Raw genomic sequence first — 14,853 nt, forward strand, 5'->3', positions numbered from 1 at the left:
GATGATTGCCGCTGCTTTTTTCATTGCCTTGTTGCTGCTGATCTCCCTGGGTTCCCCCATCGGCTTTGCCATGGCGATCGTGGGTGGCCTTGGGCTTCTGTGGGCCGGGGGTACGGATGCGTTGGTCATCATGCTCGGCTCGATGCCACGCGAATCGGCAGTAGTCTACGAGTTCGTGACCATACCCATGTTCCTACTGATGGCTGAGTTCGTGCTCCGCTCCGGCGTGACCGACGACCTGTTCAAGGTCGGCGCAGCCTGGTTCGGTCGCATTCCCGGCGGGCTCGGTATTGCAACGGCCTTTTCCGGGGCAGGTTTCGGAGCGATCTGCGGCTCTTCTTCCGCGGCTGCGGCGACCCTGTCGGCCACGTCCCTGCCAGCAATGCTCAAGCACGGCTATGAGCCGCGCCTGGCTGGTGGCTGCGTGGCGATTTCCGGGACCCTGGCGATGCTGATCCCTCCCAGCATCGCGATGGTGGTCTATGGCCTGATTGCCGACGTGAACATCGGTAGGCTGCTGATGGCAGGGGTAGTGCCCGGCATCCTGGTGACCCTGACGATCGTCATCACGGTCTATAGCCTGGTCAAGCTCGACCCCTCGCGCGCACCGTTGTCGGAACCGGTCGCCCTGACCGAGAAACTGCGCCTGCTCAAGAGCGTCCTGCCAGTGTTGCTTCTGTTCGCCGCGATCACTGGGGTCATCTACACCGGCATCGCAACACCCACCGAAGCCTCCGCGCTTGGCGCATTGCTCGCAGGCGTGCTGTATGTCGCCCGTGGTCGCGCGTCCCTGCCCGATCTGCAAGGGCTGGTCGGACGGGCGGCGCGAACGTCCTGCATGTTCGCCATCATCATCCTGGGCGCGAAGCTGTTCGCCATGGTGTTCGCACTAACCCACGTCACCCAGGACCTGATTGCCTGGGTGGGCGCACTGGACGTGTCCCCCTGGACCATCATGCTCGGGCTGGTGCTCCTGTACCTGGTGCTGGGCTTTTTCATGGACCAGATGGCCATCCTGGTGCTCACCGTGCCCATCGTCGCGCCGTTGGTGTCCTCGCTGGGCTTTGACCTGGTCTGGTTCGGCATCATCATGATCGTCGTCGCCGAAATCGGCATGGTCACCCCGCCGGTGGGCCTGAACTGCTTCATCGTGTCCAAGTACTCGAAGACACCGGTATCGCAGATATTCAGAGGGTCGTTCCCTTATGTGATCACCCAGTTGGTCGCCATCGCGATTCTACTGGCCTTCCCTCAGCTGACGCTCTGGCTACCGCAAAACATGTAAGCGCTCAGGTGCGGCGAAAGGCTTTCGCCGCACCTGTTTCACCCCAAGGCGCAACTTCAATACGACCGAATCAGGGCTTCGTAAAGCACAAGTTGGATCGGGCCGTGTCGGCGCCTACCCTTGGGTTTGATATTCATCAAACCTGCGTGGTGCGTGGCACCGCCAGTTTCGACCATGCAGTCAGGAGCTTTGGAGCAATGAACAATCTCGAAGGTAAGGTCGCCATCGTTACCGGTGGCACGGGTGGTATTGGTAAAGGTGTGGCGTTGCAACTCGCCGCCCGTGGTGCCCGAGTGGTTATCAATGGCCGGGACGAAAAGAAGGCCCAGGCCGTGCTCGAGCAAATCCGCGCCCTGGGCGGCGAAGGCTGCTTCGTTGCAGGCGACGTGCGCTCGAAAAGCGACATGCAGGCCGTGGCTGCTGAGGCGGCGCGCCGCTTCGGGGGAATAGACATCGTGGTGCCTAACGCCGGGGGCAACGACGATGAGGCCCGGCAACCACAAGTACGTGGCCCCTTTGCCGACATCGACCTCGAACGGGTGACCCAGTTCGTGGCGCAAGCCGTGGCGGCGAAGCTGCTCGTGGTGCAGGCCGCGGTGCCTTACCTGCGCCAGCGCGGCGGCGGCAGCATTGTATTCGTCACTTCCGAAGGCGGCAGGTCGCCTACCCCTGGGCAGACCGCCATCTCCACGTTCTCCGGCGGCCTGATCATGGCCAGCAAAGTGCTGTCAAAAGAGCTCGCCCGGGACAAGATCCGGGTCAACTGCGTGTGCGTTACCGTGGTGCGTGACACCCCGTCGTGGGACGCCGCCTGGGGCCAGGAAGGCGGTGTTTCCGAACATCACCGCAAGCAGTACGAAAAGATCGTGGCCAGCAGCCCATTCGGCGTCGCGGCACCTGGTGACATCGGGGGCGTCGTGGCCTTCCTGGCCTCCGACGATGCCGCCTACCTCACAGGTGCCACGGTCAGCCCCACCGGAGGCCTGACCATTCATTGAGCCGCCTGGCTCACCCGGCAGCGGACTGACGCAATTACAAGAACAGGAGCAATGCGGTATGTCGAATCAATGTGTCACTGATCACCCCCTGACCGATCACACCAAGCTGGTCGGCCCTTTGAGCGGTTTACGGGTACTGGACCTCACCTCGAACTTCATGGGGCCGTATGCATCCCTGCTACTGGGGGATATGGGCGCGGATATCTGCAAGATCGAGGCGCCTGAAGGCGATACCACGCGCAACGTCGGCCCCAGTCGCAACAAGGGCATGGCGGCGATCTTCCTGCACCTGAACCGCAACAAGCGCAGCCTGGTGCTGAACCTCAAGAGACCCAGCGGCCTCGCAGCGCTCAAGCGCATGATCGCCACGGCGGATGTCCTGCTCTTCAGCCTGCGCCCCAATGCGATGGCACGGCTCGGGCTCTCCTACGAACAAGTCCAGGCCATCAACCCGCGGATCATCTACTGCGGTGCCTTCGGTTTTGGACAGCGCGGCCCCTATGCCGAGCGTCCGGCCTATGACAACCTGATCCAGGCCGCCGTTGGCGTGCCGATGGTACAAAGCCGCAAGACCGATGGCCCACCCAGTTATGTGGGTACGGCAATCGCGGATCGCATCGTTGGCATGGCCACCAGCAATGCCATCCTGGCGGCCCTGCACCACCGAGGGCAAACGGGCCAGGGCCAGTCGGTGTCGGTACCCATGTTCGAAACCTTCGCCCACTTCGTGATGGGCGACCACATGTATGGCCATACTTTCGTGCCTGCGCTGGGCGACTGGGGCTATGCACGCATGACCAGCCCCGAGCGGCGCCCCTTCCCCACCTTGGATGGCTACCTGAGTGTGGAGATCTATACTGATCGCCACTGGCAACGGCTGTTCGAAGCCGTGGGCCGCCCGGAAATGGCCCAGGATGCGCGTTATCGTGACGTCCACAGCCGGGCGCTGCACATGAGTGAACTGTACGAGTTCCTTTCGCACACCTTCGAGACCCGAACTAGTGCCGAGTGGGTAAAACTGCTGATCGAAGCGGATATCTGTGTGATGCAGATGAACACGCCTGAATCGCTGCTCGACGATGAGCACATGAAGGCCGTGAACTTCTTCGAAGAGCAGGACCATCCAAGCGAAGGACGCATTCGCACCATTGGCCTGGCTCACGAATGGAGTGCCACTCCCGGAGCGCTGCGTTTTCCCGCACCGCGCCTGGGCGAACACACCACCGAACTGCTGCACGAATATGGCTTCGCCCAGGAGGAAGTGGCAGCCGTATTGGAGTCAGGCGGGGCACTGGCAGCTGCCGACTGAAAGCTCATGCCGTATTCACTGATCACACGCTACGAGGTGAATGACCATGGAAACTGTGCAAATCCCCAACCTAAACTGGAACATCGTCGCCGACCTCCACTTCCCGCCTGACTTCGATGCCAAGAAGAAGTATCCCGCCATCATCAGTGCCCACCCCATCGGCAGTTGCAAGGAGCAAACGTCCGGCAACGTCTATGGCACAGCGCTCGCCAAGGAAGGGTTCGTGGTCATTGCCTTCGACGCCAGCTTCCAGGGCGCCAGCGGCGGTGAGCCGCGCTTCATCGAAGACCCAAGCCACCGTGTCGAAGATTTCCGGGTGGTAGCCGACTACCTGACAACCCTGACCTATGTGGACGAGCAACGCATTGGCGTACTCGGCCTCTGTGGCGGAGGCGGCTACTCGATCAATGCTGCGATGACCGAACGGCGCATCAAGGCCGTGGCCACTGTCACCGGTGTGAACTATGGCCGTCTGATGCGTGAAGGATTCAGTGGCTTCAACCCCATCGCCCTACTCGAATCCATCGCCCAGCAGCGCACTGCAGAAGCCCGTGGCGCCGAACGCCGGGTGGATGACCTGCTGCCGCCTTCTCCAGAAGAAGCCAAACGCGTGGGCGCGACTGAAATCGACGTATACGAAGCCACCGAGTACTACCGCACCCCACGCGGGCAGAAGCCCAATGGTTTGAACCGTTCACTGCTCTCGCATCAGGGCAATGCAGTGGGCTGGGATGCTTTCCACCTTGCCGAAGTGTTGCTGACCCAGCCGCTGATGGTGGTGGTGGGTGACAAGGTCGGTGCATTCGGTGCCTACCGCGACGGCTGCGAGATCATCGGTCGTGCGGCTTCGAAGACCAAGGAACTGGTGGTGGTCGCAGGCTGGTCGCACTACGATCTCTATGACAAGCCCGAGCCTGTGCGCCAAGCCTTGGCCAAGCTGGTGCCTTTCTTTAAAGAGCACTTGTCCTGAGGCGATCGGCAAGGCACGTGCCGGACTCAGCAAGCCCGCGGCAGCCAGATCAGCGTAAAGAGAGACGGCACCACAGAGTGCCGTCTCTCTTTACGCTCACAAATGCCTGTCAAAATCAGGGTGTTGTTGAATTTTTTCGTAGAGAAGCGCGAGCGGCTGTCGGCGAAGACGCAGTAACGGACGAGGGATAAGCCGACACTGCAGCGCGCCATCCCCCACCCAGGGCTCGGAACAAATCCACTTGATCAAGCGCCACCTGTGCATCGGATGCCGCCAGCTCTGCCTCGGCTGTCGCCAGCGTGCGATTGGCATCGAGACTGGACAGGTACGGCGACTGCCCCGCCCGGTACAGACGGTCTTCGTCCACGGCCGCGCCTTTGGCATGGTCGCGCGCATCCTGCAGGTCAGCGTTGCGAACCAGCGCCCTCGAGTAATTGGTCAACGCTGTTTCGGTTTCACGCAATGCACCCAGCACCACACCGTCAAAATTCGCCAGCGCCGCTTCGCTGTCAGCTTCAGCGGCCTTGACGCGGGCACGAGCGCCACTGTCGGGTATCGTCCAGCTCAGCAGCGGGCCGAAAGCGAAATGCGATGCCGACTGTTCGGCAAGGTCGCCGAATCGCCCGGCCAGCCCCGCCGATGCTCCAAGTCGGATGTCCGGATACAAATCTGCCATGGCCACGCCGATACGCGCGGTAGCGGCAGCCAGCTGGCGCTCGGCCTGGCGAACATCCGGGCGCCGGCGAAGCAGCGACGCACCATCCCCCGCGGGAATAGTCTGGGCCAGACGTGGCTCTCGCGAGCAGGTTGGCCGCTGATTGGAGAATTGTGCTGAGGTCTTGCCCTGCAGCGCAGCAAGGCGGTACGCGGCCCCATCACGGGCTGCCTCGAACGGCGGCAGGTTTGCACGCAGGCTGGCCAGCTGGGTACGCGCCCGGTCAACATCGCTCTTGCTACCACTGCCCACCGCCGCCAAGCGTTCAACCACATCCACACTACGCGCCTGCAGCGCCAACTGCTGCCGTGCCACGGCCAGCTGATGCGTCGCCGAGCAGCCCTGAACATAGGCACTCAGAGTCTGCGCCACAACTGCAGTGCGCGCCAGCTCCAGCGCCGCCAAGGCACTGTCGCTGTCGGCACGGGCCGCCTGCTCGGCACGCGCCAGCTTGCCAAACAGGTCCAGGTCGTAACTGATCGTCAAACCCACACCCGCGTCGTTCACCACACCTGGGCGCACGCCAAGCGGTGAGGACTCGAGTGCATCCTGGTGACGACGTGCATCGGCTTCGACGCTGGCGCGTGGATGGCTGTCAGCAGCCACCGAGGCTTCCACCGCCAGGGCTTTGCGCAAATGGGCAGTGGCGACCCGAAGGTCGGTATTGGCTGCCAATACCTCGCGCACCAGCTGCTCGACTTCGGGATCATCGTAAAGCCGCCAATGCTCCGGCACCGCTTGATCTCGCGTCCCTGGCGCCTGGAATGGCCCGTTGGCTGCCTCTGTGCGTACCAAAGCAGTATCGGGCACCCTGTAATCTGGCCCTACAAGACTACAACCGCCCAGAGCCACAGCGACGACAATGGCAAGGATCTCAGGCTTCATCGGGCCAGCTCCTGTCGCACAGACACGGTAGCGGTGCGCCCGGCCACCATGCGCAGATCTCCAGGTACGTCATCCAGCGCTACCCGCACCGGCACACGCTGGGCCAAACGCACCCAGTTGAAAGCCGGGTTCACATTAGGCAAGAGCGCCTCGCCCGAACTACGGTCACGGTCATCGATACCAGCAGCCACGCTCTGTACGTGGCCGTGCAGCAAACCATTGCTGCCCATCAGGCGTATTTCCACTGGCTGGCCGATATGTAAACGCTCCAGCTTGGTTTCTTCGAAGTAGCCAACCACATGCAGCGAGTGTTCATCGACAATCGAAAGCACCGGGCGCCCGGTGGTGATGTAGTCACCGCTACGCGGAACTTGATCATTGACATAACCATCCACCGGGCTACGCACTTCGGTGCGGACCAGGTCCACCTGTGCCAGGGTCAATACCGCTTCGGCTGCGGCCAACGCGGCCTGGGCCCGCTCGACCCGGGTATCGCCCTCTTCCAGTTGCTGACGCGCCACCAAGTCGGACACCACATGGTTGCGTCGCGCCTGCCGTTGAGCCTGGCCCAAGTTCGCTCGTGCCTGCATCAGGTTTGCCTGCGCCTGTTTCACCAGGGCCTCGTAACGGCTGCGATCGATCCTAAACAGCAACTGCCCGCGCTTGACCAATTGGTTGTCTTCGACCGCCACCTGGGTGATCAGACCGGCAACGTCCGGCGCCACCTGCACCACCTCGGCTCGCACGCGACCGTCGCGTGTCCAGGGTGAGTTGCTGTAGTAGTCCCATAAATGGACCGCCACCGGGATGGCGATGGCCGCCAGCAGCAACGACGGGATGAAGGGAAGCAGTTTACGGAGCTTGCGGGTCATACGGGCCAATCCGATACCAGGAAAGTGGCAAAGCCAAGAACGATCACGTACAAGGCCAGGTTGAAGAGAAAGGGATGCCACAGTCGTCGATAAAGCCCCAACCGGGCCAAGGCCACTCGCAACAACGTACTCACGACATAGGCAATCGCCAGCATTGGCAACAGGCTGGGCAGATAGACACCGTACAGATCGACCTCACCTAACATGGACGAGCGCTCCTGAGAAATCCGGCGCGGGTGCATCGGGATAGCAGATGAGGCGCAGTTCCACCAGTGCGCTGCTGGCGTCTTGAGTCGTAATGGCGGTGCCCGCCAGCACTTGGCCCAAGGCCCGATCGATGAGCATCAGCAGGCGACTGTCGAAGGGGCTCAGCTCCCCATTCCCGGCGCAGATAAGGAAAAATCGTCCAAGTCCGTCCAGCAGTTCCTCGACGACCCTGCGAGCAGTGACGTCGATCGAGGGCAGTTGGCTGCGCAGGTGCAACAAGGCCAGCCCCAGGCGCACTTCGGCAATGCCGTCGATGCCCGGTTGACGGGGCCAGGTCAGTTCCTGGCGATCATGCAGGCGCGCGGTGAGGCGTGGGTAGTCGTAGCCACCACGCAGTGCCAGTTGGGCCAGCGCCCTGAAGGTGGACTGGCGCAGCCGTGCCAAGGTTATTTCACGACCGAAAGGCCGAATCAGCATCGTCCACAACAAGGCCACCAGGGCACCCCCGATACTGGCCAGGCACCCCTCCAGGAACCCAGCGAAATCAGCCTGATATGCGCCGTGCAGCCCGAGCGTGCTGCCAGTAAAGACAATCATCAGCATCGCTTCGGTGCTGAACTGCGGACGCAGGATCAGTACCCCGAATGCCAGGCAGGGCAGCAGGAAGCACGCCACCAGAGCCTCGAACGTCTCCACCTGAGGCAACACCACGAACAACAGCAGACCACCCAGCACACTGCTGGCCAAGTTCACGGCGAGAAAACGCAACATTCTCGGGGCAGGTTCGTCCAGTGCGCAGAACAGTGCACAAGCCACGATACCCAGCACCATGGCATTGGCCCCTGCCGTCCAGCCAGAGATCAGCCAGAGCAGGCCACAGAGGACAATGCCCAGGGCGACCGAACTGGCATAGAACAGCACCAGGCCATGGTCCAGGTGATGAGCGCTCCCAGCCAAACGGTCATGGGGATACAGCAAGGGTCTGCCTTCCAGGCTCACATCGGCCAGACGGTCACGCAACTGCTGACAGTCATCGTTGAGTGCATGGAAGTGGGCCAAGCGTCGGCGCGTTACCCACGCCAGGATCCCAGGCCAACTCTGCCCTGGAGGGTCATCGGAAAGCTCGACGACAGCCTCTGCGGTTGCGGCGCCAGTCAATTGCGCAGCCACTTGGCTGAACTGCACCTGCAATAGCGGATCGAGGCCGCCCTCTCGCTGCAGCGCCTGGCGCATCGCCGCCAGCGATGACAGCAGTGGCAGTAGGCGACGCATTCGCGCGCGCAGCTGCAACATCAGCGGTACAGCGTGCCGGTGAGGGGTATCGAAAGCCAGATGGGTAGTCAATTGCTCCAGCGTCGACAGCTCCACTACCAACTGATGTCGGCTGCCCGAGCCCACCTGCCCTGTCATCAGTTCTTGTGCCCACATGGCCACGTGGTCGAACCACTGCGCAAGACGATTGCGGATTACCGGACTGGCTCGCTGCACCAGGGCAACACCAGCAACCAGGTTGGCGCAAAAGATACCAACCAGGATTTCCTCGGTCCTGGCCAGCGCGATGTCGAACACCAACTGGGGTGCATGCACGGAGGGAAAGACGATCAGCGGCAAGGTATAGGCCGGTAGGCGAAACAGATACGTGCGAGGGCTGCGATCGAGCATCGAAAAGAACAGGAACATCCCCGACCATAGCGCTACAGCGAAGATCAACAACACCGGTTGGGCGCTCAGAGGCGGGACCAGCAGTAGGGCTCCAGCCGCCCCGGTCAAGGTCCCGCCGATACGATAGAGCGTCTTCGAGCGCATCGCGCCGAGCAGCGGTTGCGAGACGATGTAGACGGTACCCATGGCCCAGATCGGATTGGCCAATGACAGATCGAGCGCAATGTACAACGCCAGCATCGAGGCAATGAACGTACGCAGGGAAAACCACAGATCCTCTCGGCTCGGCAAGCGAAGCATCATGATTCGCCATCCCTGATGGAGCCGATCATGATCCAGACAGCACTCGCCATGATAATCAAGGCCCATACCCACACCATGGAAGCCACGCCCAGGCCAATTGCCGCCACACCGATGATCATGGGGAAAACGGTCTGCAGGAGGTTGTTGACGGACATCGAGATCCCAAGCGCTTCGTTCACCCTACTCGCCGGCGCCACCTCGTAGATCAGAGCCAGTGACACAGGTGCGCCAACGCCCAAGGGTAACCCCAAGACTCCACTTAGCGTGATCAGGGAAGTCGTGTGATGCGCTAACGGTATGACGGCATAGACCCCTGCTGCTGCGATCAACGCCAGGATCAATATCGTATTTGGGCTGACGCGTTTGATCAGCAGCGGTGTGAAGAACCTCGAAGTCAAGGTGCCAAAGGCGAATGCGCCCAGCATCCAGCCTGCCTGCGAAGCGGGGAGACCGATTTGCGCGGCATGCATAGAAAGGATGAAGGGAAACAGCGTCTGGTTCGCGGTGAAGACACTGCTGATGACGATCCACAGGCGCAGGTCACCGATCCCCAGCAGGTCGTAGGTTTTGCGAGAGCCGCTGGCATTGGCGGCACCTTGCCTTTCGCGCGTGTAGAAATGAGGCAGCTTACGGATACCAACGATCGAAAGGACTGCGAACAGCCCCAGCACGCCAATGGCCAGGGTAGCGCCGTAATGCTCGAAGGCGTGCGTCGTGAGCACGGGTCCGAAGAAATTGAACAGCGAATAGCTGAGTACTAAATAACCCAGAGACTTCGCACGCTCGGTATGTTCGACCCCAAGCCCGACTGCGCGTGTCGCAGCCATGTGCGTGAATACACCGGCAGTCCCGATCAACCCGGCAACGGCCAACAAGCTGTAGTGGCTTGGCATGACGCCATACAGCAAGGCGGCCAGGACAATCATCGTGGCCGAAAGCATGACAGCCGGCAGGGTTCCAGTACGATCCATCCACCGCCCGAACGGCACACTCAGCAACATCGGCGCCGCGGTGAACAATGCTGCAGCCACCCCGATCAAGAGGCTACTGGCCCCCAATGATAAGGCGATCAGCGGAATGAGCAGGCGGGACGACCCCAACGCCGCCATGATGAAACCAGAAACCAGGAACGTCCCTGCAAGCCTGGACGACTTGGCCTGTTCAAACAGAGGTGACTGCTCGTTGTCTATCGTGCGCATCAACACCCCCCTCCCGCGTGGTCATGCAAAGACCTGCGCACTGCTGCATTAATAGGGGGGTTGGGGAACTGCATGGGCATACCGTTGAACATCGATGTGAAAACCACCTTGGTCTGGAGAGCCCAGTGCGCAAGGCAATTTATGGAGAGGGAGGCGAGCTCGATGCTGGAGGTAGCCATCACTTTATTCAATACGTGAATTTCAAAGCGCCAGTTCGATCAGATCGAACTACTGCCAAGGCCATCCTTCTTGCGCCGATACGATGTTCAATTCGTCGGCGGTGAAGCTGCGCTTGCGAAATATTCATTTGTTCCACGCCCCAGCAAGACCAAACATCAGGCTGACGACAGGTCCAGACATTCCGACGCCCCTATGAATACACCACACCTTGCACCGCTCGACGCCCAGGCACCCGACCTGACTTCATTGATCCGGTCCGGCGACACCATCATGTGGGGACAAGCCAACGCGGAGCCCCTGACCTTGATCCAGGCGTTGGTGAATCAGCGCCACGCGATAGGCCGCGTACGCGTATTCCTCGGTATCGGGCAGAACAGCCTGCTCGAACCTGGGCATGCCGACGCCATCGACTTTCTGGCCTACTGCGCTACAGGCTCCAACCGCAAGCTGGCCCAAGCGGGTCTGTTGGATATTCTCCCCGCCCACTATTCTCAATTCCCACGCCTGATCGAACAGAAGGCACTGCGGATCGATGTCCTGATGCTTCAGGTACCGCCCCCCGATGCGCTGGGCCGTTACAGCCTGGGCATGGCACGGGAGTATCTGGTTCCGGCACTCAAATCGGCGCGAGTGGTTCTGGCAGAGGTCAACCCGTCCATCCCCTGGACATATGGCGGTCCCTACCTGCAGGAAGACGACTTTGACTTGTTGGTCCCCTGCGCAGTCCAGTCACTCACCCCCTCAGCCTCCTCCCCTGGCCCCATCGAGGTCGCGATCGGTCGCCACGTCGCGAGCTTCGTCGAAGACGGTGCGACCTTGCAGACCGGTATAGGCAATATTCCCGATGCTGTGCTGGCGCAATTGCACGACCGGCGAGAGCTTGGCGTGCATTCCGGCGCGATTGGCGACGGCATCGCTGGGTTGGCGATGGCGGGCATTATCACCAATGGTTGCAAGAGCATCGATGTCGATGTGTCCATTGGTGGTGTACTGATCGGCGGCGAGTTGGTGCGCCGCTACGCCCATTTGAACCGTGCGTTGGAGCTGCGCGGCACGGACTACACGCACAACCCACAGGTGCTGGGGAAGATCGACCGGTTTGTGGCGATCAATTCGGCCATCGAGGTCGACCTCAGCGGCCAGGTGAACTCGGAAGTGGCTGGAGGTCGGTACCTGGGCGGGGTTGGCGGCATCGTCGATTTTATTCGCGCAGCCCAGTCAAGCCGCGGCGGCGTGCCGATCATCGCCCTACCCTCCACGGCAGGTAGCCAGAGCCGAATCGTCACTGCGCTGTCGGGGCCTGTCACGGTGCCTCGTAGCGATGGCTGCGTCATCATCACCGAGCATGGCGTCGCCGACCTGCGTGGACTCTCACTCGCCCAGCGGGCAGCCAGGCTCATCGCAGTGGCGGCGCCGGAACACCGCGAAGCACTCGAACGCCAAGTACATGCTGGAAATCTAAGCTAGCAATCACGAGGACTGACCGTGGACAGCAATGTCCACGGCCAGACAGGTCAACCTTCTACAGCCCCTGAAGTACCTGCCAGGTACTCCAACAGCGTACGAGCGGCTGGGCTCGGCAAACGCCCGTGAGGCGTCGCAATCGAGATGATGCGCTTGGCCCAGGGCTCAGCGAGGTCGAGCACCGCGATGGTATCGAGCATGTCCCGGCTGACATGACACTCTGGCTGTACCGTCACGCCAAACCCCGCCTGCACCAGGCTGATCGCAACCCCGGTGCTGCGCACATTGAAACGGGGCTGGAACTCCTGGCCCAACCGTTTTGCCGCTACCCGGAACGCCGGCATCATGGCTTTCACCGCGACGATGTTTTCCGGCGCCAGATCTTCGAAGGTCACACTCTGCCGGCCCGCGAGCGGGTGCTCCCGAGGCACGATGGCTACCATCCGGTCCTTGCGATAAGGGGTGACGTCGACACCACTCAGGTCGATTTCGTGGGCCATTGCAAAGACGCCCACATCAGCCTCACCGTGCGCCACCGTACGCACGATCTCCGCATTTTCCACCTCACTCAGCTGCAGCTCGATCAGGGGATAGTCGTGGGCATAGTTGCCTAGCTCACGCGCCAGGAATGGCGCAATGATCGAACGAGCCGAAGCGACATGGACCTCGCCACGAACCCCTTCGGTGAAGGAGGAAATCTCCGCTCGCATGTCGTCCAACTGGCCGAAGATCGAGCGCAGGTAGCGTACCAGCACCGCCCCGGCCGGGCTTGGCTGCACGCCCTTGGGGTTGCGCTCCAGAAGCTTTACGCCAGCGATCTCCTCAAGGTCTTGGATGCGTTTGGTCGCGGTCGAGGCCGCGATGTTCTCGCGAATCGCCGCAAGCCCGATCTGCTGCTCTTCGACAGCAGACAGGAACAGCTTCAAGGTAAACAGATCTACCTGGCGGATGAGGTGCATCTTGTTGAAAGTCATAGGCGCTCTGAAGGTGTCTGTGTCGTCTTGTCTTTATTGATCGGCGACGGCTGGAACCTGTCGTCCAGCCGTCCTCCTGCACTGCTTCACGCTACGACTGACTATACCCCTTCGCTCGTTATATCGCTTGCCTATTACTGCTCCATGCAAACCCGCCCCTTCCTTCGCCAAGCCCCTGACCACGCGGCTTTTAGACCGCTTCAGCCACGCTGAATCAGCGCTTCAGGAATGGTCACTTGAGCGACCATCCCAGCCCTTCAATAGTTACTCCACGGACCGGCCCCGGCGTGCATGCGCCTGGCCAAGAGCGCCATGTCCGTTATTCGAGAAGCCCGCTGATCGTCGTCGGCAAAGTCATTGCCGACGCGGGTACGCGTTCACCTAAAAAAATAAGAAGAGGGTTGTAGTGTGGCCGAATCAAAGTTGTATCCGCTCGTCCTGATCATGGCGTTGAGCCCAATCGTCCCGATGACCGCCCGTGCCGACTTCGTGGCTGACAGCAGGCTGAACCTGGGCTTTCGAACGCTCTATTACAATAATGATTTTCGCGATAACACCAGTGGCCCATCCAAGACCGCTGAATTGGCACAAGGCTTCAAGCTCGACTACCAGTCCGGCTATACAGATGGCCCGATTGGTGTGGGCGTCAATGCCCTCGGTCTGCTGGGTGTGACGCTCGACAGCGGTAGAGGGCGCCACCAGGGCAGTTCCATGATTCCTTCGGACGGCGATCACCCGGCGGACGAATGGAGCAGGCTTGGCCTGACCTTCAAGGCCAGGGCATCCAAGACGGAGTTGCTGGCCGGTTCGCTGTACCCCAAGCTGCCCATCCTGGTCGCCAACGACGGTCGCTTGCTGCAACAGCTCTTTCAGGGCGCGATGGTCACCTCGAACGAATTCGATGGGCTAACCCTGGTCGCTGGCAAGTTGAACAAGGTAACGGGGCGCGGCTCGAGCGATCGTACCGGGCTGGCCGTTGGCGGCGGACGTGAGCAGAGCGACAGTTTCACTTTCGCGGGGGCCGACTACACGCTGGGGAGCAACCTTCTGCTGCAGTATTACCATGCCTCGCTGAAGGACTATTACCGCCAGGATTTCCTGGGGGCGGTGCATACGCTACCCATTGGCGAAACGCAGAAGCTCAAGACCGATCTCCGGTATTTCCGCAGTCGGGCGCAAGGAGCTAACGCCTCGGGTGATGCGGGCTATCAGATGGCGGGCTTCACCCAAGGCGGCGATGGCGAAATCGACAACGATACCTGGAGCGCTACCTTCACCTATACCGTCAACGGGCACAGCTTACTGGCCGGCTACCAGAAGGTCTCAGACAACAGTGCCTTCGTCCAACCGAACCAGGCCAGCCTGAGCAATGGCGTCGAGGCAGCTGGCTCCAGCACCTACCTCTACACCGACCGACTCGCCTCCAACTTCACCCGCGCAGGTCAGGCCACACGATACGTGCAGTACGCCTATGATTTTGCCGCTGCCGGTGTGCCTGGCCTGAACGCGTCGATCATGTACCTGGACTCCGACTCCATCAAGACGGCCAGCGGCAGTAACCAGCGGGAGTGGGAACGTGACTTGTCACTGGGTTACATCATCCAGAGCGGCCCGCTCAAAGGACTGGGATTCGTCTGGCTCAATGCTCTGCTGCACAGCGAGGCGGTGCCGAACCAGGACCAGAATCGATTGCTGGTAACCTACACCTTGTCGTTGTTCTGAATTCCGTGCTTCGCGAAAGGGCCGCACAGCAGCCCTAAGTCTTGAGGTCGGCATGACCATTGCTTGGGCTGCTGCGCAGCCCTTTCGCGACACAAGGCCGCTCCCACC

General features: G+C 61.1%; 12 protein-coding genes. 6 read left to right on the plus strand and 6 right to left on the minus strand.

Going from position 1 to position 14,853, the window contains the following annotated elements:
• Position 1 precedes the first annotated feature (1 nt).
• The 4 genes from CAG34_RS10230 (at position 2) to CAG34_RS10245 (ending at position 4,562) form a co-directional block, all read left to right on the plus strand.
• Positions 2–1,285, plus strand: coding sequence for a TRAP transporter large permease (locus tag CAG34_RS10230; RefSeq protein ID WP_025339123.1), 1,284 nt, complete (start codon positions 2–4; stop codon positions 1,283–1,285).
• 197 nt (positions 1,286–1,482) lie between these two features.
• Positions 1,483–2,283: an SDR family NAD(P)-dependent oxidoreductase gene (locus CAG34_RS10235; protein WP_025339124.1), complete on the plus strand. Its 801-nt coding sequence runs from the start codon at positions 1,483–1,485 to the stop codon at positions 2,281–2,283.
• A 58-nt stretch (positions 2,284–2,341) separates the two neighbouring features.
• The gene (locus CAG34_RS10240; protein WP_218191903.1) at positions 2,342–3,592 is read left to right on the plus strand and encodes a CaiB/BaiF CoA-transferase family protein; all 1,251 of its coding nucleotides are present in this window, start codon (positions 2,342–2,344) and stop codon (positions 3,590–3,592) included.
• A gap of 46 nt (positions 3,593–3,638) precedes the next feature.
• The gene (locus CAG34_RS10245) at positions 3,639–4,562 is read left to right on the plus strand and encodes an alpha/beta hydrolase (RefSeq protein WP_085589702.1); all 924 of its coding nucleotides are present in this window, start codon (positions 3,639–3,641) and stop codon (positions 4,560–4,562) included.
• 115 nt (positions 4,563–4,677) lie between these two features.
• Here CAG34_RS10245 and CAG34_RS10250 read toward each other — a convergent pair whose 3' ends face one another.
• The 5 genes from CAG34_RS10250 to CAG34_RS10270 are packed head-to-tail and all read right to left on the minus strand — an operon-like array spanning position 4,678 to position 10,405.
• Entirely contained in the window at positions 4,678–6,162 is a 1,485-nt protein-coding gene (locus CAG34_RS10250; RefSeq protein ID WP_085589704.1) for an efflux transporter outer membrane subunit, read from the minus strand.
• Positions 6,159–7,034 carry an HlyD family secretion protein gene (locus CAG34_RS10255; protein ID WP_085589706.1) on the minus strand — a complete coding sequence of 292 codons (876 nt, stop codon included), beginning with the start codon at positions 7,032–7,034 and terminating at the stop codon, positions 6,159–6,161. Before CAG34_RS10255 ends, CAG34_RS10250 begins: the two co-directional genes overlap by 4 nt.
• A complete protein-coding gene (locus tag CAG34_RS10260; RefSeq protein ID WP_025339129.1) occupies positions 7,031–7,240 on the minus strand; it encodes a DUF1656 domain-containing protein in 210 nt (69 codons plus the stop codon). Before CAG34_RS10260 ends, CAG34_RS10255 begins: the two co-directional genes overlap by 4 nt.
• Positions 7,230–9,206: an FUSC family protein gene (locus tag CAG34_RS10265; RefSeq protein WP_158091095.1), complete on the minus strand. Its 1,977-nt coding sequence runs from the start codon at positions 9,204–9,206 to the stop codon at positions 7,230–7,232. The genes CAG34_RS10260 and CAG34_RS10265 overlap by 11 nt, the downstream gene beginning before the upstream one ends.
• Positions 9,203–10,405: an MFS transporter gene (locus CAG34_RS10270; protein WP_085589710.1), complete on the minus strand. Its 1,203-nt coding sequence runs from the start codon at positions 10,403–10,405 to the stop codon at positions 9,203–9,205. The genes CAG34_RS10265 and CAG34_RS10270 overlap by 4 nt, the downstream gene beginning before the upstream one ends.
• A 372-nt stretch (positions 10,406–10,777) precedes the next feature.
• Here CAG34_RS10270 and CAG34_RS10280 point away from each other — a divergent pair, with 372 nt between their 5' ends.
• A complete protein-coding gene (locus CAG34_RS10280; RefSeq protein ID WP_085589714.1) occupies positions 10,778–12,052 on the plus strand; it encodes an acetyl-CoA hydrolase/transferase family protein in 1,275 nt (424 codons plus the stop codon).
• Positions 12,053–12,099: 47 nt separating this feature from the next.
• On the opposite strand, the gene CAG34_RS10285 is transcribed toward CAG34_RS10280, so the two are convergent.
• Positions 12,100–13,023, minus strand: coding sequence for a LysR family transcriptional regulator (locus CAG34_RS10285; RefSeq protein ID WP_025339134.1), 924 nt, complete (start codon positions 13,021–13,023; stop codon positions 12,100–12,102).
• Between the two features lie 444 nt (positions 13,024–13,467).
• Here CAG34_RS10285 and CAG34_RS10290 point away from each other — a divergent pair, with 444 nt between their 5' ends.
• Positions 13,468–14,745: an OprD family outer membrane porin gene (locus CAG34_RS10290; protein WP_085589869.1), complete on the plus strand. Its 1,278-nt coding sequence runs from the start codon at positions 13,468–13,470 to the stop codon at positions 14,743–14,745.
• Positions 14,746–14,853: the final 108 nt, after the last annotated feature.

The sequence above is a fragment of the Pseudomonas sp. B14(2017) genome (assembly GCF_002113255.1).
GTDB classification, from domain to species: domain Bacteria; phylum Pseudomonadota; class Gammaproteobacteria; order Pseudomonadales; family Pseudomonadaceae; genus Aquipseudomonas; species Aquipseudomonas putida_Z.